Source organism: Thermohalobaculum sp. (assembly GCF_058622915.1).
In genome coordinates this window covers 1-22,672 of record NZ_JBZSYN010000213.1, presented here as the reverse complement: position 1 = coordinate 22,672, position 22,672 = coordinate 1, and the positions used below count along the sequence as shown (strand labels likewise).

At 68.7% G+C, this 22,672-nt stretch carries 20 protein-coding genes; 13 read left to right on the top strand and 7 right to left on the bottom strand.

Annotation, left to right across the window (positions count from 1 at the left end; all coding sequences use genetic code 11):
* The coding region (locus AC32QD_RS16565) for a transposase family protein (RefSeq protein ID WP_492011618.1) at positions 1-142 on the bottom strand (142 nt) is incomplete at its 3' end.
* A gap of 159 nt (positions 143-301) precedes the next feature.
* Entirely contained in the window at positions 302-1,705 is a 1,404-nt protein-coding gene (locus tag AC32QD_RS16560) for a helix-turn-helix domain-containing protein (RefSeq protein WP_492011617.1), read from the bottom strand.
* Between the two features lie 115 nt (positions 1,706-1,820).
* Between AC32QD_RS16560 and AC32QD_RS16555 the strand changes: the two genes are divergently transcribed.
* The 13 genes from AC32QD_RS16555 (at position 1,821) to AC32QD_RS16495 (ending at position 18,151) form a co-directional block, all read left to right on the top strand.
* On the top strand, positions 1,821-3,353 hold the full coding sequence (locus AC32QD_RS16555) for an acyl-CoA carboxylase subunit beta (protein ID WP_492011616.1): 1,533 nt from the start codon (positions 1,821-1,823) through the stop codon (positions 3,351-3,353).
* A 129-nt stretch (positions 3,354-3,482) separates the two neighbouring features.
* Complete coding sequence (locus tag AC32QD_RS16550) at positions 3,483-3,713, top strand: YMGG-like glycine zipper-containing protein (protein WP_492011615.1); 231 nt, start codon at positions 3,483-3,485, stop codon at positions 3,711-3,713.
* A 42-nt stretch (positions 3,714-3,755) separates the two neighbouring features.
* Complete coding sequence (locus AC32QD_RS16545) at positions 3,756-4,166, top strand: RidA family protein (RefSeq protein ID WP_492011614.1); 411 nt, start codon at positions 3,756-3,758, stop codon at positions 4,164-4,166.
* A gap of 66 nt (positions 4,167-4,232) precedes the next feature.
* A complete protein-coding gene (locus tag AC32QD_RS16540) occupies positions 4,233-4,490 on the top strand; it encodes a hypothetical protein (RefSeq protein WP_492011613.1) in 258 nt (85 codons plus the stop codon).
* 56 nt (positions 4,491-4,546) lie between these two features.
* Positions 4,547-6,541, top strand: a complete 1,995-nt coding sequence (locus AC32QD_RS16535; RefSeq protein WP_492011612.1) for an acetyl-CoA carboxylase biotin carboxylase subunit — start codon at positions 4,547-4,549, stop codon at positions 6,539-6,541.
* Positions 6,542-6,545: 4 nt separating this feature from the next.
* The gene (locus AC32QD_RS16530) at positions 6,546-7,382 is read left to right on the top strand and encodes a nitroreductase family protein (protein WP_492011611.1); all 837 of its coding nucleotides are present in this window, start codon (positions 6,546-6,548) and stop codon (positions 7,380-7,382) included.
* A gap of 28 nt (positions 7,383-7,410) precedes the next feature.
* Entirely contained in the window at positions 7,411-9,567 is a 2,157-nt protein-coding gene (scpA, locus tag AC32QD_RS16525; protein ID WP_492011610.1) for a methylmalonyl-CoA mutase, read from the top strand.
* A gap of 4 nt (positions 9,568-9,571) precedes the next feature.
* On the top strand, positions 9,572-10,498 hold the full coding sequence (locus AC32QD_RS16520; RefSeq protein ID WP_492011609.1) for a ketopantoate reductase family protein: 927 nt from the start codon (positions 9,572-9,574) through the stop codon (positions 10,496-10,498).
* Between the two features lie 78 nt (positions 10,499-10,576).
* Complete coding sequence (locus tag AC32QD_RS16515; protein WP_492011608.1) at positions 10,577-12,871, top strand: NADP-dependent malic enzyme; 2,295 nt, start codon at positions 10,577-10,579, stop codon at positions 12,869-12,871.
* 52 nt (positions 12,872-12,923) lie between these two features.
* Positions 12,924-14,858, top strand: coding sequence for a propionyl-CoA synthetase (locus AC32QD_RS16510; protein ID WP_492011607.1), 1,935 nt, complete (start codon positions 12,924-12,926; stop codon positions 14,856-14,858).
* A gap of 233 nt (positions 14,859-15,091) precedes the next feature.
* Entirely contained in the window at positions 15,092-15,592 is a 501-nt protein-coding gene (locus AC32QD_RS16505; protein WP_492011606.1) for a putative pterin-binding protein, read from the top strand.
* The gene (locus tag AC32QD_RS16500) at positions 15,589-17,259 is read left to right on the top strand and encodes a sensor histidine kinase (protein WP_492011605.1); all 1,671 of its coding nucleotides are present in this window, start codon (positions 15,589-15,591) and stop codon (positions 17,257-17,259) included. The genes AC32QD_RS16505 and AC32QD_RS16500 overlap by 4 nt, the downstream gene beginning before the upstream one ends.
* A 121-nt stretch (positions 17,260-17,380) precedes the next feature.
* A complete protein-coding gene (locus AC32QD_RS16495; RefSeq protein ID WP_492011604.1) occupies positions 17,381-18,151 on the top strand; it encodes a response regulator in 771 nt (256 codons plus the stop codon).
* A 156-nt stretch (positions 18,152-18,307) separates the two neighbouring features.
* On the opposite strand, the gene AC32QD_RS16490 is transcribed toward AC32QD_RS16495, so the two are convergent.
* The 5 genes from AC32QD_RS16490 to AC32QD_RS16470 form a co-directional block, all read right to left on the bottom strand.
* Positions 18,308-19,171: an ABC transporter ATP-binding protein gene (locus AC32QD_RS16490; protein ID WP_492011603.1), complete on the bottom strand. Its 864-nt coding sequence runs from the start codon at positions 19,169-19,171 to the stop codon at positions 18,308-18,310.
* Positions 19,171-19,914: an ABC transporter ATP-binding protein gene (locus tag AC32QD_RS16485; RefSeq protein ID WP_492011602.1), complete on the bottom strand. Its 744-nt coding sequence runs from the start codon at positions 19,912-19,914 to the stop codon at positions 19,171-19,173. The genes AC32QD_RS16490 and AC32QD_RS16485 overlap by 1 nt, the downstream gene beginning before the upstream one ends.
* Positions 19,911-20,945: a branched-chain amino acid ABC transporter permease gene (locus AC32QD_RS16480; RefSeq protein ID WP_492011601.1), complete on the bottom strand. Its 1,035-nt coding sequence runs from the start codon at positions 20,943-20,945 to the stop codon at positions 19,911-19,913. Before AC32QD_RS16480 ends, AC32QD_RS16485 begins: the two co-directional genes overlap by 4 nt.
* A gap of 10 nt (positions 20,946-20,955) precedes the next feature.
* On the bottom strand, positions 20,956-21,858 hold the full coding sequence (locus AC32QD_RS16475; protein ID WP_492011600.1) for a branched-chain amino acid ABC transporter permease: 903 nt from the start codon (positions 21,856-21,858) through the stop codon (positions 20,956-20,958).
* Positions 21,859-21,972: 114 nt separating this feature from the next.
* Positions 21,973-22,672 (bottom strand): ABC transporter substrate-binding protein (locus AC32QD_RS16470; protein ID WP_492011599.1); only part of this gene is annotated, 700 nt, incomplete at its 5' end.

The window sequence follows — 22,672 nt, the reverse complement described above, 5'->3', positions numbered from 1 at the left end:
TCTCGGGATTGGCTTTGACCTTGCTGATGCGATCCAGACAACCGCAGCGCGGGCACATCGGGCCGTGCGGCCAGAGAATGCTCTCGACAAACTCGTAAGCGGCGGCTTCGTCGTGAAGGAATGGGGCGCTCAGGCTGGTCATCGTTCCGGTTCCCTATCGTGTTGAGAACATTATAGGGAATCCGGTGCGTGTTTGCAAGATATATAATCGCCCAAATTTGGACGCTCCACAAATTATTGATATAACAGGCATTTTAATGTGGCGGTGTTTTACGATTAGCCGCCCCCACGGATCGACCCGTCAGCCGATCCGGTAGGGCAGCACCTCGCGCCGGTTGGGGTCGACGCTGAGCGCCTTCTCCACCGGCGGCACCGAGCGCTGGTGGCAATCGGTGCGCTCGCAGATGCGGCAGCTCACGCCGATCGGCTCGAAGGCGGCCGGGTTGGTCACGTCCAGGTCGTCGGCATAGACCAGCCTGCCCGCGTATTTCACCTCGCAGCCGAGCGCGATGGCGTACCGCCGCGACGGCGCCCGGTAGTGCGCGCCTGGCTTGATCACGTCGCGCGCGAGGCAGATATAGCGCACCCCGTCCGGCGTCTCGGCGAGCTGGCGCAGGATGCGTCCCGGCGTCTCGAAGGCCTGGTGCACGTTCCACAGCGGGCAGGCGCCGCCGAAGCGGGCGAATTGCAGCCGCGTGGCCGAGTGGCGCTTGGTGATCGTGCCCGCCTGGTCGACGCGGGCGAAGAAGAAGGGCACGCCGTTCGCCCCGGGGCGCTGCAGGGTGGAGAGCCGATGCGCCACCTGCTCCACCGAGGTGCCGAAGCGCCCCGCCAGCGCGTCGAGGTCGTGGCGCAGCTCGCGGGCTGCGGAGAGGAACGCCTCATAGGGCAGAACGGCCGCCCCGGCGAAGTAGTTGGCCAGCCCGATCCTGGCGATCGCCCGCGCCTCGGCGCTGCGGAACCGGGCGAGGTCGAGCGTCGCCTCGATCAGCCCCTCGTGCGCGATCAGCGCCACCTGGTGCGCGAGCTGGAAGGCCAGCGTTGCCGGGCCGGCCTCGGCGCCGAGCGTCAGAACCCGGCGAGCCGGGTCGTATTGGCGGATCGCCTCGCCCGCGAAGGCGGTTCGCACGCCGTGGGTCTCCACGAGCCAGGCGATGCCGGCGCCGAGCTTGTCGCGCCCCTCGAGTTTCGCCGTTCGGGCGAAGCGCTCGGCGGCGCGGTCCACGGCGTCGATGTAGTTGTCGCAGTAGTGGAAGAAGTCGCGCACTTCCTCCCAGGGCATCGGAGTCAGGCCGCCCGAGGGCCGGTCGAACGCCTCGTCGAGGCTCGCCAACCTCTCCTGCGCCTGCCGGTAGGCGCGGTGCAGCGCCAGAAAGGCGTGCGCCACGGCCGGCGCGTTGCCGGCCACGATCTGCAGCTCGGCCCGGCTGTGTGGCGTGGCGCGGAACACCGGGTCGGCCAGCGCCTCGCGCAGGTCGGCGACCAGGCGGTCGCTCTCGTCCATGGAGAACACGGCGACGTCGATCCCGAACCGCTCGGCCAGCTCCTGCACCGCGGCGCGGCTGACCGGGCGATTGTTGTTCTCCATCTGGTTGAGATAGCTGGGCGAGATCCCCAGCGCACGCGCGAACGCGGTCTGGGTCAGGCCCAGACCGCGGCGGATCTCGGCCAGCCTGGCCCCGGCATAGACCTTGCGTGACGGCATCGCGCGCCTCCTTTTTGCAGTTTTGCAAATATGCTTCGCATTTTCTATGGCCTTTGCAGACCGCGGGCGCGAAAACGCTGCAAACAGGGGTCCATCCGGGGCCGGGAGGGATGCGATGAAGGAAATCCTCGACCAGCTTGAGGCACGCCGCAACAAGGCGCGGCTGGGCGGCGGGAGCAAGCGCATCCAAGCGCAGCACGCCAAGGGCAAGCTGACCGCGCGCGAGCGCATCGAGCTGCTGCTCGACGAGGGCAGCTTCGAGGAATTCGACATGTTCGTCATGCATCGCTGCTCGGACTTCGGCATGGAGACGACGCGCATGCCCGGCGACGGCGTGGTCACCGGCTGGGGCACGGTGAACGGCCGGCAGGTCTATGTCTTCAGCCAGGACTTCACCGTCTTCGGCGGCTCCCTCAGCGAGGCCCATGCCGAGAAGATCTGCAAGGTCATGGACATGGCCATGAAGGTCGGCGCCCCCGTGATCGGCCTGAACGACTCGGGCGGGGCGCGCATTCAGGAGGGGGTGGCCTCGCTCGGGGGCTATGCCGACGTGTTCCAGCGCAACATCCTGGCCTCGGGCGTGATCCCGCAGATCTCGGTGGTGATGGGCCCCTGCGCCGGCGGCGCGGTCTATTCCCCGGCCATGACCGACTTCATCTTCATGGTGCGCGACACCTCCTACATGTTCGTGACCGGCCCGGACGTGGTGAAGACCGTGACCGGCGAGGTCGTCACGGCCGAGGAGCTGGGCGGGGCGCGCACGCATTCGTCGAAGTCGTCCGTGGCCGACGGCGCCTTTGAGAACGATGTCGAGGCGCTGGCCGAGGTCCGCCGGCTGGTGGACCTTCTGCCGCTTTCGAACCGCGAAGAGGTGCCCGAGTGGCCGTTCTTCGACCCGCCCGACCGGCTGGAGATGTCGCTGGACACGCTGGTGCCGCAGAGCCCCAACCAGCCCTACGACATGCGCGAGCTGATTTTGAAGACCGCCGACGAGGGCGACTTCTTCGAGATCCAGAAGGACTATGCGAGGAACATCGTCACCGGCTTCATCCGGCTCGAGGGCCGCACCGTGGGCGTGGTCGCCAACCAGCCGATGGTGCTGGCGGGCTGCCTCGACATCGACTCGAGCCGCAAGGCCGCGCGCTTCGTGCGGTTTTGCGACTGTTTCGACATCCCGATCCTGACCTTCGTCGATGTGCCCGGCTTCCTGCCCGGCACCGGGCAGGAACACGGCGGCGTCATCAAGCACGGCGCCAAGCTGTTGTTCGCCTATGGCGAGGCGACGGTGCCGAAGGTCACCGTGATCACGCGCAAGGCCTATGGCGGCGCCTATGACGTCATGTCCTCGAAGCACCTGCGCGGCGACATCAACTATGCCTGGCCGACGGCCGAGATCGCGGTGATGGGGGCGAAGGGCGCGACCGAGATCCTCTACCGCGCCGAGCTCGGCGATCCCGACAAGATCGCCGCGCGCACCAAGGAGTACGAGGCCCGCTTCGCCAACCCCTTCGTCGCGGCCGAGCGAGGCTTCATCGACGAGGTCATCATGCCGCATTCGACGCGCCGCCGCGTGGCCCGCGCCTTCGCCGCGCTGAGGAACAAGAGCCTCGAGAACCCCTGGAAGAAGCATGACAATATCCCGCTGTGAACCACTCCGCGGCCGATGCCGAAATGTGACGCTGTGCCAGTTCCTTCTGGCGCGGCGCTGTCAATCGAGTTCGAGTCAGCCTATCTTGAACGCGCACGACAACAACAACGCGTGTAAGGAGACACGAACATGCGCATCGCGGGCAGTGCTGTGCTTGTCGTCGCCGCGCTTTCACTTGCGGCGTGCAGTTCCGATCCTCTCCACCGGGCGCTTGAGGGCGGGGCCATCGGGGCCGGGACGGGCGCCGTTGGCGCAGTCGTTCTCGGGGCGCCGATTGCGGCCGGTGCGGCCGTGGGCGCCGCCGCCGGTGCGGTCGCCGGCGCGGTCACCAAGAAGAGCCAGGTCGACCTCAGCCAGTAGCGGCGCGTCCCGCGCCTGCTTCGCATATGACGGGGGGCCGGCATGACCGGCCCTCTGTTCCACATGATCGCCGGCGGCCCGCGCCCCGTGGCGCCGTTCAGCCACGCCGTCGAGTGTGACGGCTGGGTCCTGCTGACGGGCCAGATGCCAACCGACCCCGCCGCGCCGGACGCCCCGCTGCCACAAGGCATCGAGGCGCAGACGCGCCGCGTGATGAAGAACCTGCAGCTGGTGCTGGCGGGGCTCGGGCTGGACCTCTCGCACGTCGTCCAGTGCCGCTGCTACCTCACCGAGTTCGCGCGCGATTACGCGGCTTTCAACCAGGTCTACCAGGGCTTCTTTCCGCCCGATCGCCGCCCCGCGCGCACCACCGTGGGCGTTACCGCGCTGGCCGTCGGCGCGCTGGTCGAAATCGACCTGATCGGGCGCAGGCCGGAGGGGGACCGAGCATGACGCACGCCCCTCTGGACATCCGCCAGCCGTCTGCGCGACCATTCCTGCGCAACGGGAGAAACGGCCATGAGACGCTCGAACCTCAACCGGGACGACCCCTGGTGGCTGGTGAAATACGTCGTGCTCGCCGCGACCGAGGGCGTCGTGGCGGGATGGACTTTCCTGCTGATCCTGCTTTTCGCCGACATCGGCGGGCTCGGCTCGCTGGTGCACGGCTCGCCGGACGGGCCGATGGCGCTGGTCATCCTGCTCGTCTCCTTCGGCGTGACCTTCAGCTTCGTGGGCATCGGCTGGCGAGTGATGGTGCTGCTGCCCGAGGAATGATTGGACGACAGATCCGGCGGATGGCCCTGGGCGGCGCGGCGTAGGAAGGGACGGGCGTGTTCAAGAAGATCCTGATCGCCAACCGTGGAGAGATCGCCTGCCGCGTCATCAAGACCGCGCGCAAGATGGGCATCGCCACCGTCGCGGTCCACTCGGATGCGGACCGCGATGCGCTGCACGTGCGCATGGCCGACGAGGCCGTGCATCTGGGCCCGCCGCCCGCCGCGCAGTCCTATCTCAGGATCGACCGCATCCTCGACGCGGTTCGCGAGACCGGGGCCGAGGCGGTGCATCCCGGCTATGGCTTCCTCTCGGAGAACCCGAAATTCGCCGCCGCGCTCGATAAGGCCGGCATCGCCTTCATCGGCCCGCCGGTGCGCGCCATCGAGGCGATGGGCGACAAGATCACCTCGAAAAAGCTCGCGGCCGAGGCCGGCGTCTCGACCATCCCCGGCCATATGGACCTGATCGAGACGGCCGAGGAGGCGGCGCGCATCGCCGGCGAGATCGGCTATCCGGTGATGATCAAGGCCAGCGCGGGCGGCGGCGGCAAGGGCATGCGCATCGCCTGGAACGACGAGGAGGCGCGCGAGGGCTTTCAGTCCTCGAAGAACGAGGCGGCCTCGTCCTTCGGGGACGACCGCATCTTCATCGAGAAGTTCGTCACCTCGCCGCGCCATATCGAGATCCAGGTGCTCGGCGACCGCCACGGCAACTGCATCTACCTGGGCGAGCGCGAATGCTCGATCCAGCGGCGGAACCAGAAGGTGATCGAGGAGGCGCCCTCGCCCTTCCTCGATGCCGAGACGCGGGCCGCCATGGGCGCGCAGGCGGTGGCGCTGGCCCAGGCGGTGGGCTATTTCTCGGCCGGCACGGTCGAGTTCGTCGTCGATGCCGAGCGCAACTTCTATTTCCTGGAGATGAACACGCGGCTCCAGGTCGAGCACCCGGTGACCGAGCTCGTCACCGGCATAGACCTGGTGGAGCAGATGATTCGCGTCGCCGCCGGCGAGGAGCTGGCGCTGACGCAGCAGGATGTGCGGCTCGACGGCTGGGCGCTCGAGTGCCGCCTCTACGCCGAGGATCCCTACCGCAAGTTCCTGCCCTCGATCGGGCGCCTCACGCGCTACCGCCCGCCCGAGGAGCGCGCCGAGAAGGCGCAGGCCGTGCGCAACGACACCGGCGTCTTCGAGGGCGGCGAGATCTCGATGTTCTACGACCCGATGATCGCCAAGCTGTGCAGCTGGGGTCGCGACCGGGCGGCGGCGCTCGAGACCATGCGCGGCGCCCTAGATGCCTTCGAGGTCGAGGGCATCGGCCACAACCTGCCCTTCCTCGCCGCGGTGATCGACCACCCGCGCTTCGTCGCCGGCGACCTGACCACCGGCTTCATCGCCGACGAGTTTCCTGAAGGCTTCACGGGCGTCACGCTGCCCGAGCAGACGCTGCGCCGCATCGCGGTCGCCGCCGTCGCCATGAAGCTGATGCTCGAGCGGCGTGCCGCGCACATCTCCGGCACCATGGCGAACCACGAGCGACGGGTGGGCTGCGACTGGGTCGTCAGCCTCGGCGGCCTCGAGCTGGCCGCCCGCGTCGAGACGGGAGAGGAGGTGGCGGTCTCGCTGGACGGCAGGCGCGTCGCCCTCAGCCTCGAGTGGCAGCCCGGCGCCACGCTGGCGCGGGCCGAGGTCGAAGGTGAGGCCCTGACCCTCAAGGTCGAGCGCCGCATCGAGGGCTTTCGTATCCGTTACCGTGGCGCCGACCTCGACGTGACGGTCCGCACGCCGCGCACCGCCGAGCTGGCCCGGCGCATGCCCGAGAAGCAGGCGGCGGACACCTCGCGCATGCTGCTGTGCCCGATGCCGGGCGTCGTGGTCTCGATCAAGGTCGCCGAGGGCGAGGAGGTGCAGGAAGGCCAGCCGCTGGCGGTCGTCGAGGCGATGAAGATGGAGAACGTGCTGCGCGCCGAGCGGCAGGCGACGGTGAAGAAGATCAACGCCGCGCCGGGGGCCTCGCTCTCGGTGGACGAGATCATCATGGAGTTCGAGTGAGCGCATGACGGCAGATCCCATCCGCGCGCCCGTCCGCGCCCGCTTCGGCGCCGACCCCGGCGTCTCGGCCGAGGCCGTGGGCGAGGCCGGCCGGGCCGGGCTCGCGCGGCTCCTCGACCGCCGCGCCTGCCGCGACTATGCCGACCGGCCGGTGGAGGAGGGGCTGGTGCGGCTCGTGATCTGCGCCGGCCTCTCGGCGCCGAGCAAGAGCGACCTGCAGCAGGCCGACATTGTCTGGGTGCGCGATCCGGGCTTGCGCGCCCAGCTGACCGAGGGCCTCCCCGGCGCCGACTGGATCGCCCGGGCGCCGGTCTTCCTGGTGATCTGCGGCAACGGCGCCCGGCTCAAGGCGCTGTTCGAGGACGAGGCGTTTGCCAACGATCACCTCGATGCGCTGTTCAATGCCGCCGTGGATGCGGCGGTCGTGCTGGAGGGGCTGGTCGCGGCGGCCACCCTCGCCGGTCTCGGCAGTTGCCCGATCAGCGTGATCCGCAACCGCGCCGAGCGGGTGAGCGATTTGCTGGGTCTGCCGGATCGCGTCTTCCCGGTCGCGGGCCTATGTATCGGATATGCGGCCCGCGCGGCGGCGATCTCGCCGCGGCTCGACCTCGGGATCACCGTGCACGAGGACCGCTACGACGCGAACGCCTTCGCGCGGCTGGCGCCGGCCTACGATGCGCGCCGCATCGCCGATGCGCCGTACCGCCATCAGCGCGCGCCCGAGCGGCTCGGCACCGCGGAGGTCTATGGCTGGCGCGAGGACAAGCGGCGGCAATACGCCGTGCCGCAGCGCACCGATTTCGGCGCCTTCCTCAGGCGCAAGGGCTTCTCGTTCGCCTGACGCGCGAACGCATGGAATGGAGGTCGCGATGGCTGACAGGCCGACCGGAAAGCACGAGCGCTGGAAGAAGCTGGCGGCGGGCGAGCTGAAGCGGCGCACGCCCGACGACCTGGTGTGGCATACGCCCGAGGGGATCGACGTGCGCGCGCTCTACACCGACGAGGACCTCGCCGGGCTGACGCATCTCGACTCGGTGCCGGGCGAGCCGCCCTTCGTGCGCGGGCCGCGCGCCACCATGTATGCCGGGCGCCCTTGGACGCTCAGGCAGTATGCCGGGTTCTCCACCGCCGAGGACTCCAACGTCTTCTACCGCAAGGCGCTCGAGGGCGGGCAGACGGGCGTGTCGGTCGCCTTCGATCTCGCCACCCACCGCGGCTACGACAGCGACCACCCGCGCGTGGCGGGCGACGTGGGCAAGGCGGGCGTGGCGATCGACTCGGTCGAGGACATGAAGATCCTGTTCGACGGCATCCCGCTCGAGCGCATGTCGGTCTCCATGACCATGAACGGGGCCGTGATCCCGGTGATGGCCAACTTCATCGTCGCCGGCGAGGAGCAGGGCGTGAAGCCCGAACAGCTCTCGGGCACCATCCAGAACGACATCCTCAAGGAGTTCATGGTCCGCAACACCTATATCTACCCACCCGAGCCAAGCATGAGGATCGTCGCGGACATCATTGAATACACGTCGAAAAACATGCCGCGGTTTAACTCGATCTCGATCTCGGGCTACCATATGCAGGAGGCCGGCGCGACGCTGGTGCAGGAGCTCGCCTTCACGTTGGCCGACGGCAAGGAATACGTGAAGGCGGCGATCGGGCGCGGGCTCGACGTGGACAGCTTCGCGCCGCGGCTGTCGTTCTTCTTCTGCATCGGCATGAACTTCTTCATGGAGGTGGCGAAGCTGCGCGCCGCGCGGCTGCTTTGGGCGCGCATCATGGAGGGGTTCGGGGCGAAGGATCCGCGCAGCCTGATGCTGCGCACGCACTGCCAGACCTCGGGCGTCAGCCTCGCCGAGCAGGACCCCTACAACAACGTGGTGCGCACCGCCTACGAGGCGCTGGCCGCCGTTCTGGGCGGCACGCAATCGCTGCACACCAACGCCTTCGACGAGGCGCTGGCGCTGCCGACCGAATTCTCCGCCCGCATCGCGCGCAACACCCAGCTCATCCTCAGCCACGAGACCGGGATCACCAATGTCGTCGACCCGCTGGGCGGCTCCTACTACGTCGAGGCGCTGACCGACCGGCTGGCCGCCGAGGCGTGGAAGCTGATCGAGGAGGTGGACGGGCTGGGCGGCATGACCCGAGCGGTCGCCGCCGGCATGCCGAAGCTGCGCATCGAAGAGTCGGCGGCCCGTCGCCAGGCCGCGATCGACCGCGGCGAGGAGGTGATCGTCGGGGTCAACAAGTACCGGCCCCGGGAGCCGGATCACGTCGACATCCTCGACATCGACAACGTCAAGGTGCTGCGCACCCAGACCGAGCGTCTGAAGAAGGTGCGCGAAAGCCGCGACGCGGCCGCCTGCGACGCGGCGCTGGCCGGGCTCGAGAAGACGGCGCGCGAGGGTGGCAACCTGCTTGCCGCCGCGGTCGAGGCGGCACGCGCCCGCGCCACCGTGGGCGAGATATCGGACGCCATGGAGCGCGTCTTCGGCCGCCACCGGGCCGACGTGCGCACGCTCGCCGGCGTCTACGGTGCGGCCTACGAGGGCGACGAGGCGTTCGCCGCCATCCGCCGCGAGGTCGACGAGTTCGCCCGCGCCGAGGGCCGCCGCCCGCGCATGCTGGTGGTCAAGCTCGGCCAGGACGGCCACGACCGCGGCGCCAAGGTCATCGCCACCGCCTTCGCCGACATCGGCTTCGACGTCGATGTCGGGCCGCTGTTCCAGACCCCGCAGGAGGCCGCGCGCGACGCGATGGACAACGACGTGCACGTGATCGGCGTCTCCAGCCAGGCCGCGGCGCACAAGACGCTGGTGCCGGAGCTGGTCGCAGCGCTGAAGGCCGAGGGCGCCGACGACATCATCGTGATCTGCGGCGGCGTGATCCCGCAGCAGGACTACGATTTCCTGCACGAGAACGGCGTGAAGGGGATCTTCGGGCCGGGCACCAACATTCCCGAGGCGGCGAAGAGTATCATGAAGCTGATCCGCCGCGCGCGGGCACCACAGGCGGCGGAGTAGGCCCATGCGATACGCGATCATCGGTGCCGGGGGCGTCGGCGGCTATCTCGGCGTCAAGCTCGCGGCCGGCGGGCAGGAGGTGGCGGTGCTCGCGCGCGGCGCCCATCTCGCGGCGATCCGCGAACGCGGGCTGACCTTGCGCGACACCGACGGCGAGACCGCCGCCAGCCCCGCGGGCGCCTCGGAGGATGCCGCCGAGCTCGGCACGGCCGATATCGCCCTGTTCACCGTGAAGGGCCAGGACATGGCGGCGGCCATCGAGGCGGCGCGGCCCGCGATCGGGCCGAAGACCCTGACGCTGCCCTTCCTGAACGGCGTCGAGGCGCACGAGATGCTGGCCGAGGCCTACGGCCCCAGCCGCACCGGCATTGGCGTGGCCCGCATTTCGGCGTTCATCGAGGCGCCGGGCGTGATCCGCAAGGCCACGCCGAATGCCGACTTCCTGATCGGCGGGCTGGACGGCGGTCAGGCCGACCCGCGCATCGCCCGGACGCTGACCGAGTTCCGCGCCGCCGGCATCAACGCGCCCGAGCGTCGGGACGTGCGCGTCGACCTGTGGCAGAAGTTCGTCTTTCTCACCGCGCTCAGCGCCGTCACCGCGGGGGCGCGGGTCGACCTGGGCACGGTGCGCGCCACACCCGAGCTGTGGGCGCTGTTGCGCCGCCTCGCCGACGAGGCCGCGGCGGTGGCCCGGGTTTGCGGTGTTGCGCTGTCCCGTGACGTCGGCGAGCGGGCGGAAGAGGTGGCGCAGCAGATGCCCGCGAAAATGCGCGCCTCGCTGGCGCACGACCTCGCGAACGGCAAGCGGCTCGAGATCGACTGGCTCTCGGGGGCGGTGGTGCGCCTTGGGCGCGAGCGGGGCGTCGACACGCCCTCCCACGCCGCCGTGGCCGCGTTGCTCGCGCCGTGGCGGGACGGCGGCGGAGGCTGAGGCAATCTCCCGTAGCCAGCCGGCGGAGAAAACGAATATGCTCGCGGGGCAGGGGACGAACATGGAAAATCCACGACCATGACGCAGCAGAAGGACGATGCGCTCAAGGAGGCTTCGCTGCGCTACCACGAGCTGCCGCAGCCCGGGAAGCTCGCCATCCGCGTGACCAAGCCGATGGCCACCCAGCGCGACCTCAGCCTCGCCTACAGCCCCGGCGTCGCCGAGGCCTGCCTGCGCATCGCCAAAAACGCCGACGACGCCTATCGCTATACCGGCAAGTCGAACCGCGTCGCGGTGATCTCGAACGGCACCGCGGTGCTGGGCCTTGGCAACATCGGCGCCCACGCCTCCAAGCCCGTGATGGAGGGCAAGGTCGCCCTGTTCAAGAAGTTCGCCAACATCGACGGCTTCGACATCGAGGTGGCCGAGACCGATGCCAAGAAGCTGGCCGAGATCGTCATCGCGCTCGAGCCCACCTTCGGCGCCGTGAACCTCGAGGACATCAAGAGCCCGGAATGCTTCGAGGTCGAGCGCATCTGCAAGGAGCGCATGGGCATCCCCGTCTTCCACGACGACCAGCACGGCACAGCCATCGTGGTCGGGGCGGCGACGGTCAACGCGCTGCTGCTGGCGCAGAAGAAGATCGAGGAGGTGACGATCGTCTCCTCGGGCGGCGGCGCGGCCGGGATCGCCTGCCTCAAGCTGCTCGAGGACATGGGGCTGAGGCGCGAGAACGTCTGGCTGTTCGACAAGGACGGTCTGGTCTACCAGGGCCGGGCCGGCGTCGACCCCACCAAGGGGCGCTACGCGCGCCCCACCGACGAGGGCCCGATGATCGACCTGATCGAGGGCGCCGACATGTTCCTCGGCCTCTCGGCCGGCGGCGTGCTGAGCGCCGAGATGGTGGCGAAGATGGCGCAGGATCCGATCATCTTCGCACTCGCCAACCCGACCCCCGAGATCTGGCCCGACGAGGCGACCGCGGTGCGCCCCGACGCTATCGTGGCGACCGGCCGCTCGGATTACCCCAATCAGGTCAACAACGTGCTTTGCTTTCCCTTCCTGTTCCGCGGTGCACTGGATGTCGGCGCCACGCAGATCAGCGAGGAGATGAAGATCGCCTGCGCCAACGCCCTGGCCGAGCTGGCGCGCAAGACCTCCTCGGCCGAGGCCGCCGCGGTCTACCGGGGCGAGCGCATGGTGTTCGGGCGCGACTACCTGATCCCCAAGCCCTTCGACCCGCGCCTGCTCGGCCAGGTCGCCACCCATGTCGCCCGCGTGGCGATGGAGACCGGCGTGGCGCGCCGGCCGATCGACAACCTCGACGCCTACCGGGCCCGGCTCGACGGTTCGGTGTTCCGCTCGGCGATGCTGATGAAGCCGGTCTTCGAGGCCGCGCGTACCACCGAGCGGCGCATCGTCTTCGCCGAGGGCGAGGACGAGCGGGTGCTGCGCGCGGTGCAATCCATGCTGCAGGAGGGCATCGACCGGCCGATCCTGATCGGGCGGCCCGAGGTCATCTCCCAACGCATCGAGCGCCACGGGCTCAACATCGCCCCCGACAAGCACTTCGAGCTGTGCAACCCCCAGGACGACCCGCGCTACCGCGAGTACTGGCAGACCTACCACCAGCGGCTCGAGCGCAGGGGCGTGACCCCGGACCTCGCGCGCACGATCATGCGCACCAACAACACCGCCATCGCCGCCACCATGGTCTATCGCGGCGAGGCGGACAGCCTGATCTGCGGCACCTTCGGCCAGTACCTGTGGCATCTCAAATACGTCGAGCAGATGATCGCCGGGCTGCCCGACGGGGCGGGCGGCCGGCTGTGCCCGATCGGGGCGCTCTCGCCGCTGATCCTCGACCAGGGCGTGATCTTCATCGGCGATACCCAGGTCAACCACGACCCCAGCGCCGAGCAGATCGCCAATACCGCGATCGGCGCCGCGCGCCACATCCACCGCTTCGGCATCGCGCCGAAGATCGCGCTGCTCAGCCACTCGGTGTTCGGCAGCCTCGAGTCCGAGTCCGCGCGCAAGGTGCGCCGGGCGCTCGAGATCCTCGATGAGCGCGGGGCCGACTTCGAGTACGAGGGCGAGATGCATGCCGACCACGCGCTCGACGTGGACCTGCGCGAGCGCGTGTTCCCGAATTCGCGGCTGAACGGCGCGGCGAACTGCCTGATCTTCGCCAATGTCGATGCCGCGTCGGGCTCGCGCAACATCCTCAAGCAGCTGGCCAACGGCCTCGAGGTCGGGCCGATCCTGATGGGCATGGGCAACAAGGCGCATATCGTCAGCCCCTCGGTCACCGCCCGGGGCCTGCTGAACATCGCGGCACTGGCCGGCACGCCGGTGCAGTACTACGCCTGAATGGGGAAACGGGCCGCCGATCCGGACTGCAACTGAGATCGCGGAGGACAAGATGGGCTACTCAGACGTCTACGAGGCCTGGCGGGCCGACCCGGAGGGTTTCTGGCTGCAGGCGGCCCAGACGGTGGACTGGATCGAGAAGCCGACACGCGCTCTCGACGACAGCAATCCGCCCTTCTACGGCTGGTTTGCGGATGCCGTGTGCAACACCTGCTGGAACGCGGTCGATCGTCATGCCGAAGGCGGGCGCGCCGACCAGCCGGCGGTGATCTACGACAGCCCCGTCACCGGCACGAAGCAGACCATCACCTATGCCGAGCTGCAGCAGCGCGTGGCGCGGCTGGCCGGGGCGCTGGCGCGGCGCGGGGTCGCCAAGGGCGACCGGGTCATCATTTACATGCCGATGGTGCCCGAGGCGTTGATCGCCATGCTGGCCTGCGCCCGCATCGGCGCGGTGCACTCGGTGGTCTTCGGCGGCTTTGCGGCACACGAGCTGGCCGTGCGTATCGACGACGCCCGGCCCAGGGCGCTGATCGCCGGCTCCTGCGGCATCGAGCCCGGCCGTGTCGTCAAGTACAAGCCCCTGGTCGACGCCGCGATCGAGCAGGCGCGGCACAAACCCGACTTCTGCGTCATCCTCCAGCGCCCCCAGGCCGAGGCGACGATGATCGAGGGCCGGGATTTCGAGTGGGGCGCCTTCCAGGCCGGTGCCGCGCCCGCCGACTGCGTGCCGGTGGGCGGCATGGACCCGCTCTATATCCTCTACACCTCGGGCACCACCGGCCAGCCCAAGGGCGTGGTGCGCCCCAATGCCGGGCACATGGTGGCGCTGATCTGGAGCATGAAGAACCTCTACGGCGTCGAGCCGGGCGAGGTTTACTGGGCGGCCTCGGATGTCGGCTGGGTGGTGGGGCACTCCTACATCGTCTACGCGCCGCTGCTGCATGGCGCGACCACCGTGCTGTTCGAGGGCAAGCCCGTGGGAACGCCCGATGCAGGCACCTTCTGGCGCATCATCTCCGAGCACAAGGTGCGGGCGCTGTTCACCGCGCCGACCGCCTTCCGCGCCATCAAGCGCGAGGACCCGAAAGGCGAATTCGTCGGCCGGTACGACCTCTCGGGGTTCCGCACGCTGTTCCTCGCCGGCGAGCGCGCCGATCCGCCCACCATCGAATGGGCGCAGGAAAAGCTCGGCGTGCCGGTGATCGACCACTGGTGGCAGACCGAGACCGGCTGGGCCATCGCCGGCAACCCGGTCGGGATCGAGACGCTGCCCGTGAAGCTCGGCTCGCCGACGGTGGCGATGCCGGGCTACGATATCCGGATCCTGCGCGAGGACGACGGCTCGCCGGTCGAGCGCGGCGAGCTCGGCGCCATCGCCGTGAAGCTGCCGCTGCCGCCCGGCACGCTCACCACGCTGTGGGGCGCGGACGAGCGCTACAAGAAGAGCTACCTCACGAAGTTCCCCGGCTACTACGACACCTCCGACGCCGGGCTGATCGACGAGGACGGCTACATCTACATCATGGCGCGCACCGACGACGTCATCAACGTCGCGGGTCACCGCCTGTCGACGGGTGCCATGGAGGAGGTGCTGGCCGGGCACGGCGACGTTGCCGAATGTGCCGTGATCGGGGTCGGCGACGCGCTCAAGGGGCAGGTGCCGGTCGGCTTCCTGTGCCTCAATGCCGGGTGCAATCGCCCGCATGAGGAAATCGTGCGCGAGTGCGTCCAGCGCGTGCGCGACGTGATCGGCCCGGTCGCCGCCTTCAAGCAGGCGGTCGTGGTGCAGCGCCTGCCCAAGACCCGCTCGGGCAAGATCCTGCGCGGCACCATGGCCAAGATCGCCGACGGTGAGTCCTACAAGACGCCGGCCACGATCGACGACCCGGCGATCCTCGAGGAAATCACCGTGGCGCTCACCGACGTCGGCTATCCCCGCGCCGGCCGATCCGCCTCTCGGGCCCCTCCCCGGACACGCCCGTGACGCCGGGTACCGGTCACGCGCGTGCCCGGCTCGCGTCCGACGCCGGGCAGAAATCCCCGGCCGGGGGCCCTTGCATTTGCAAAATGAAAACTTTTTGATGTGTAGGAAGATTTTCGAGGGCGGTGTCCGACGTGGGGCGTCGCCCACCATCGTCTGCGCCGGCGCGATCCGAGGGTCGGCGGGGAGGGGGGCCCGGTTCGGCTTTTGTGCCGGCGATGCGAGGGGGATTGCGTATGTTCAAGCGGCTTCGTCGGCTCTTGGCTCCGGCTCTTGTCACCGCTGCAACCGTCCTCGGCACGACCTTCCCGACCTTCGCCGGTGCGCCGCTCCTCGTGGTGCGGAACCTTGTCGAGCCGTCCCATCCCGAAGCGCGGCTGACCGCGGCCGAGCTGCGCGCCATGCCGCAGGTGACGATCCGCACGCATACCGAGTTCACCGACGGCGTCGTCACGTTCGTCGGGCCGCTCGCGCGCGACGTGGTCGCCCGCGTCGGGGTCGGGCCGGCGACGACCGTGCACGCCATTGCCGCCAACGATTACTCGGTCGATTTCCCGCTCGAGGACCTGTTCAAGTACGACGTCATCCTTGCCATGAAAATGAACGGCAAGCGGCTGACCCTGCGCGACAAGGGCCCGCTGTGGATCATGTATCCGCTCGACGACCACGCTGAGCTCCGGGACCCGATCTACAATCAGAGACTGATCTGGCAGCTCACGACGCTGGAGCTCAAGTGAGGGTATCCTTCCGGATCACCCGCGGCCTTACCGGCGCCGCGCTCCTCGGCCTGATCGTGCTGGCGGCGCTGGGATTCCTCGCCCAGCAGCGCGACCTCGAGGGTCTGCGCCAGTCGAGCCAGGAGAGCATCTTCTGGGATGCCTCGCAAAGCGAGGCCGAGCTGGCGCGTTTCGTCGCCGCCGCCGGCCGGTTCGCCGCAGGCGACACCACCGTCACCGCCGATGACGTGAACCGGCGCTTCGACATTCTGTGGAGCCGGATCGCGCTGTTCCAGCAGGGCGAGGTCGGGCGCCGGCTTGCGCGCTACGACCCCGACCGCAAGGTGGTCCGCGAGCTGCGCGGTCTGCTCGGCAAGTACGAGGCAACCGTAACCGGCCTCTCCCGTCCGCCGGACAGGGACGCGATCCGGAACATGATGGCGGATTTCACCGCGGCGGGCGAGGACCTGCGGCAGCTGTCGCTCAAGGTGCTCCACGCCGAGGAGGCGCGCCTCGCCCGGGTGCGCCACCACGTCCGCGCCAGCGCCGCGCTGACCTGGGGCGTCAGCCTGTCCGCGCTGGTGCTCGCCCTCCTGTTCATCGGCATTATGCTGATCGAGACGCGGCGCTATCGCCGGATGGCCGAGGAAAGCGCGGAGCTCGCCGCCAGGGCCGAGGCCGCAAGCCAGGCGAAGTCACGCTTCCTCACCATGATGAGCCACGAGCTGCGCACGCCGATGAACGGCGTGCTCGGCATTCTCGCGCTGGTCAGGCAGACCGCCCTGAACGAACGCCAGCACCGCCTGGTCGAGCAGGCGGAGCGCTCCGGCAGGCACATGAGCGCGCTGCTCGGCGACATTCTGGATTTCTCCGATCTGCAGAGCGAGCGGCTGGTGGTCGCGCGCGAGATGTTCCGGTTGCAGGCGCTGGTGCACGGGCTCGAGGAAACCTTCGGACCCATCGTACGGCGCGAAGGCGTTGCCTTCGCAATCGAGATCTCCCCGGATGCGCCGCGCTGGGTGGTCGGCGACCTGCCCCGTCTGCGCCAGGCGCTGGGGCATTTCGTGACCTTCTTCGTCGAGGCCGTCGGATCGAAGGACGTCGGCCTCCGCGTGACCGCGTCCGATGAGGGCGTCCAATTCGACATCACGGCGTCCGTGCCGGGCGCAGAACAGCCGGTATGGCAACCGGAGGCCATGTTCGGGCGCGGCTATGACGAACACGGAAACTTCGCGTCCGATGCGCTGGGCCCGATGATCGCGCGCGGCCTGATCACGCTGATGGGCGGGTCGCTCGATCTGGCGCGCGAAGAGTCCGGCAGGGCGAGGCTCTCGGCCTCGATGCCGCTTCAGGTCGTCGATGCGCCGACGCAGTGCGTCCGGGTCGTCGCCGAGTCCGTGACGGTGCAGGCGGTCCTCAACGCCCTCCTGCGCCAGTTCGGCTGTGAGATCTGGGAGCCGGGCGCGACCGAGAGCAGCGTCACCGCAGTCCTGATGGAGGCCGGTTTTCCCGACGAGACCGTGCGGGCTGCGCGCCTGCGCTCGGACAACCCGTCGGCGCGGCTGATCGCGATCGGCGAGCCGGCCTCGTCGGCTCTTTTCGACGACATCTGCGCCCAGCCGGTCACCGCTGCGGCACTGAGGTCGGTGCTGGCCGCTGGCCGGCGCGCCGCGCGCGAGGCCTTGTGAGCGGGTACCTGCCAGGCGCAGTCCGGCCGGGCGTCGGCCGGGTTGCCGGCCGTTCGTCCCGGCCCGCCGGGGCAGGGCGCAAAACGCCACCGCGATCGCGGCATCGGGGGGAGGAGTCGGAATGAGGCTTTCCGGGGTGCGGGTGCTTCTGGCCGAGGACAATCCGACCAACCAGCTCGTCGCCATGCAGATGCTCGAAAGCCTTGGCGCAACGGTCACGCTCGCCCGCGACGGGGCCGAGGCGTTCGAGATCGCTGCGGAGCGCGAGTTTGATGTGATGCTGGTCGACATCGAGATGCCGCGCGTCGACGGGGTCGAGGTGATCCGCCGGATACGCGCCTGGTCGGGACCGCGCGCCCAGCTGCCGATGATCGCCCTGACAGCCTATGTCATGCGCGAGCACCGAGCTGCGATCGACGCCGCCGGCGCGGACGGCGTGATCGCCAAGCCGATCCTCTCGATCGAACAGCTCGGCGCCGACATCACGCGCTTCATGTCGGGCCGGGCCGCCGTTTCCGATGCGCCCGGCGACGGCGCCGCGGAGGCCGCGCGCCCCGTGATCGACAGGTCGATCTACGACGCCCTTGCCCAGGCCATCGGTCCAAGCGCGATGGCCGAGCTGCTGGAGAAGGTGGACGCGGATGTCCGGCTCGCGCAGTCCCGTCTGTCTCAGGCGCTGGAGGCGCGCGATGTCGAGGAGATCCGCTCGGCCGCACATATCCTCGTCTCGGTGGCCGGAGCGATCGGTGCCGTCCGGGTGCAGCAGGGGGCCAAGAAGCTCGATGCCGCGGCCGAGCAGGGTGATCTGGTGCGGCTCGAGCGCGAGGCGCCCGGTGTGTTCGGCGAAATCGAGCATATGCTCGAGGTTGTCTGCGCGAACCAGGCTGGCTGATGCCGCGGCGGGGGCGCGGGCGTCCGGCGCATCGGCGGCCCTAGGGCAAACGGCCGTGCGGGGGCATGTTGCTCGCCCGCTCAACTCGAGCCGAGAGCCGGGGCAGGGCAGGCGCCACATCACGGCGGCCTCCCAACAGGTCGCGCCAGCCGAGCCTCAGCCGCCGAGGAACAGCCGGCCGACGTCCTCATCGGCCAGAAGCTCGTCGCCCGACGCCGCCTTGGCCAGCATGCCGTCCACCAGGACATAGCCGATATCGGCGAATTCCAGGCCTTTCTTGGCGTTCTGCTCGACCATGATGATGGTCTTGCCCTCGGCGGTCTGCAGATCCGCCAGGATCTCGAACACCATGTCGATATAGCGCGGCTCGAGGCCGATCGAGGGCTCGTCCACCAGCAGCACGTCGGGGCCCATGACCAGGGCGCGGCTGATCTCGAGCAGCCGCCGCTCGCCGCCCGAGAGCACGCGCGCCGGCTGGCGGCGGCGCTGGGCGAGGCGCTCGTATTTCTGAAACACGCGCTCGGCCGCCTCCTTGGCCTTGTCGGTGTCCGGCATCAGGAAGCCGCCCATCCACAGGTTCTCCTCCACCGTCATGCCGGGGAAGACCGAGTTGTCCTGCAGGATGTAGGCGACGCCGGCCTGGCTCAGCTTCTGGAACGGCTTGAGCCGCGTCACATCCTCGCCCGCCACCGCCACGGTGCCGCTGTAGATGTTGGTGAAGCCGAAGATCGAGTGCAGCACGGTGGACTTGCCCGCCCCGTTCGGCCCGATCAGGCAAAGGGACTGGCCGCGCCCGACACGCAGGTAGAAATCGTGCAGGATCTCCATGCGGCCGTATCCGGCGCGCAGCCCGTCGATGGTCAGGAAGGGCTCGTCGTTGGCCAGCCGGTCCAGTGCCTCGGGCGGCGGCGCCTCGGCGGCGATCCGCGCGGCCTCGCGCGCCACCTCGTCGACCGAGATCACCGAGTCGACGCCGCCCTCGTGATAGCCGGTGGACCGGCGGACCTCCTCCTCAGCCATCAGTGCGCCCCCAGATAGGCATCGATGACGCGCTTGTCGTTGCGGATCTCGTCGGGAGGGCCTTCCGCCAGCAGCTCGCCATGCGCCAGGCAGTAGATGCGCTCGGCCAGGTTCATGATCACCCGCATGTTGTGCTCGATGACGAAAAGCGTGATGCCGAACTGCTCGTTGGCCCGGCGCAGCCGGTCGATCAGCCCGTTGATCAGGGTGGGGTTGATGCCGGCGGTCGGCTCGTCGAGCATCAGCACCGTCGGGTCGTTCATCAGCGCCATGGCGAACTCCAACAGCTTCTGCTGCCCGAAGCTCAGCTCCCCGCCCATCAGATAGCGCTTCTCGAACAGGCCGACGAACTGCAACAGGTGCTCGGCCTTCTCGATGTCCTCGGCGCTGTGCCGGCCGAACATGTCCCAAAAGCGCGCCCGGCGGTGCGGGATCGAGATCAGCATGTTGTCGACGCAGTTCATCTTGCCGTAGATGCGCGTCTGCTGGAAGGTGCGCAAAAGCCCCAGCCGCGCGATCTGCGGCACGCGCAGCTTCGAGATCTCCTGGCCCTCGAAGCGGATCGAGCCCGAGTCGATCGGATGATAGCCGACGATCGAGTTGAACAGCGTCGTCTTGCCCGAGCCGTTCGGGCCCATCAGGCCAGTGATGGCGCCCTGCTCGACCGTGAGCGAAATGCCCTGGTTGGCGACGACGCCGCCGAAGGTCTTGGTGACGCCCTCCACCTCGATGATCGCGCTCATTCCGCCGGCTCCAGCTTGCGGGCCTCGACCCGGATGCCGAACCACTCCGGGCGGACGCGCATCATCCAGCCCATCAGCCCGTCCTGGAAATAGACGACGATCACCACGATCATGGCGCCGAGCGCCACCCACTGCCAGCCCAGGAGATAGGTCCAGGTCACCTCCTTGAAGGCGTGGAAGATGACCGCCCCCACCACCGGTCCCCACAGCGTGCCCTTGCCGCCGAGCAGCGCCATGACCACCATGAAAATGCCGAAATTGACGGTCTGGAAGGCGACCTCCAGCGGTTCGATGAAGCCCACCACATTGCCGAAGATCGCCCCCGAGATGCCGACGAAGAAGGCGGCAATGGCCCAGTTGACGCACTTGTAGCGCGTGGTGTGGATGCCCATGCCCTCGGCCTTCTGCTCGTCGTCGCGGATCGCATTGATCGCGAGCCCGAAGCGGGTCGAATAGAGCCAGGCCAGCGTCGCGAAGGTGGCGATCGCGAGGCCGAAGTTCATGTAATAGAAAGTCTGCTTGGCGAGGTTGGGATCGGCGCTGGGGAAGGGCGGCATCGAGATGCCCGAGCCGCCGCCGATCCACTGCCAGGTGCCGGCCAGCTCGCCCGCCGCCACGGCGACGCCCAGCGTGCCGATGGCGAAATAGGGGCCGCGCAGCCCGAACAGCACCCAGCCCAGCGGGAAGGCCGAGAGCGACGCGGCGATGCCGCCGGCGACCACGCCGCAGGCGAGCCCGATGAAGTACTGGTGCGCCGAGAAGGTGAAGGTGTTGATCCCCGCGGCATAGGTGTACTGGCCGACCGGATACCAGATGCCGATCTGCACCACCGCCGAGACATACATGCCGAAGCCGAAGAAGAAGATGTTGCCGAGCGAGTTATAGCCCATCTGCCCGCCCTGCATGTCCCAGGTCAGCGACAGCAGGATCATCACCCACAGATACGACACCTGGGTGGTGTAGTCCGGGATCAGGAACGGGGCGGCCAGTCCGAGCGCGAGGATGACCACATAGAGCAGGGTCTTCTTCATCGCGCGTCCCTCACTCCACCACCTGGCGCTGGGTCGACAGCTGGATCATGCGCACGATCAGGACGGCCAGCAAAAGCCCCACCACGATCGCCTGCTGGTAGGCGGCGCCGAGGATGAAGCCGCCATATTGCTCGAGCACGCCCATGGCGAAGCCGGCGGCGATCACGCCCGGCAGGTTGCCCAGCCCGGCCGCCGTGACGATGACGAAGGCGCGGATCGAGTAGGCGATGCCATAGAACGGCTGGATCACCCAGATCATCGCGATCAGCGCCCCGGCCGCGCCGCAGATCGCCGCGTTCAGGCAGAAGGTGAACAGGTAGATCTTCTCGGTGTCGATCCCCATCACCCGCGCCGCGCGCGGGTTCTGCGCCGTCGCCCGGATCGCCTGGCCCATGCGGCTGCGCTTCATGAACACGACCACGGCCACGGACAGCACGCAGGCCAGCACGAAGGCCGCGAGCTTCTGAATCGGCACGGTCACGTCGCCGCCGGCCATCGACAGCGACTGGTAGCCCAGGTTGATGGTCTGGGTGTCCGAGCCGAACAGGATGTTGAGCAACTGCTCGACCACGATGGCGACGCCGAAGGTGGCCAGGAGCGAGGTGAACAGGTCGCGATCCAGCACCAGACGGATCGCCGTCTTGAACACCACCCAGCCGATCCCCCACAGCACCGCCGCCGCGGCGACGAGGCCGATCACCGGGTGCACGCCCTGCTTCCACAGCCACCAGCAGACATAGCCGCCGACCATCACGAACACGCCCTGGGCGAGGTTCTTGACGTTCATCACCCCCCACACCAGGGCGAGGCCATAGGCGGTCAGCGCGAAGATCGCCCCGATCAGCAGCCCGTCGATGATCAGCGACAGGTTGAAGACCGGCGCCATCACCAGGATTTTCATATTTTCAAGCATGGGCGTGCCGTCCCGTTCGGATCATCGGCGGTTGCACTGCGCGCTGGTCCCGGTTCGACAAGGGCGGCCCCGCCTCGGGGCCGCCCTCATGTCCCGGTCAGACGCCGGCCTCGCTCAGGGGCGCGGATACTCGAGCTTGCCGCTGGCAAACTTCGGCGGCGCGACGACCACGTACTTGCCGTGCTGGATCTGCCGCAGCACCATCGGCTTGCCCAGGTTTGTGCCGTCAGACGAGAACTTGATCGGCCCGTAGAAGGTCATCATGTCCGTCGACGCCAGTGCGTCGCGCACCTTCGTGGGGTCCAGCGAACCGGCACGCTCGAAGGCGTTGGCATAGACCTCGATGGCCGCCGAGGCCTGCGCTGTCTGGTAGGGCACCTCCGAGTGGGCGTAGATCTTGTAGGCCGCCTTGATCGCCTTGTTGTAGTCGCTGGCGCTGCCGAACATGGGGCCCTTGTAGGACAGCGTCTCGGCCCACTGCGTCGGGCACAGGATGCCGTTGGCGGTCTTGCCGAACTTGCCGGTCACGTTGGCCGCCTCGCAGTGCGTGATCGCGATCATGGGCACGTGGATGTCCATCTCGCCGATCTGGCGCACGGCGGTGGCCGCGCCCTTGGAATGGCCCGACACCATCAGCAGGTCGGGCTTGAGCGCCTTCACCTTGGTCAGCGTCGCCGACATGTCCGACAGGTCGCGCGGCAGTTGGTCGTCGATGACGATCTGCATGCCGTACTGCTTGGCGTCATGCGTGACGCCGGCGCGCACGTCCTGGCTGAAGGGGTCGTTCTCGAAGGCCATGGCGACCTTCACGCTC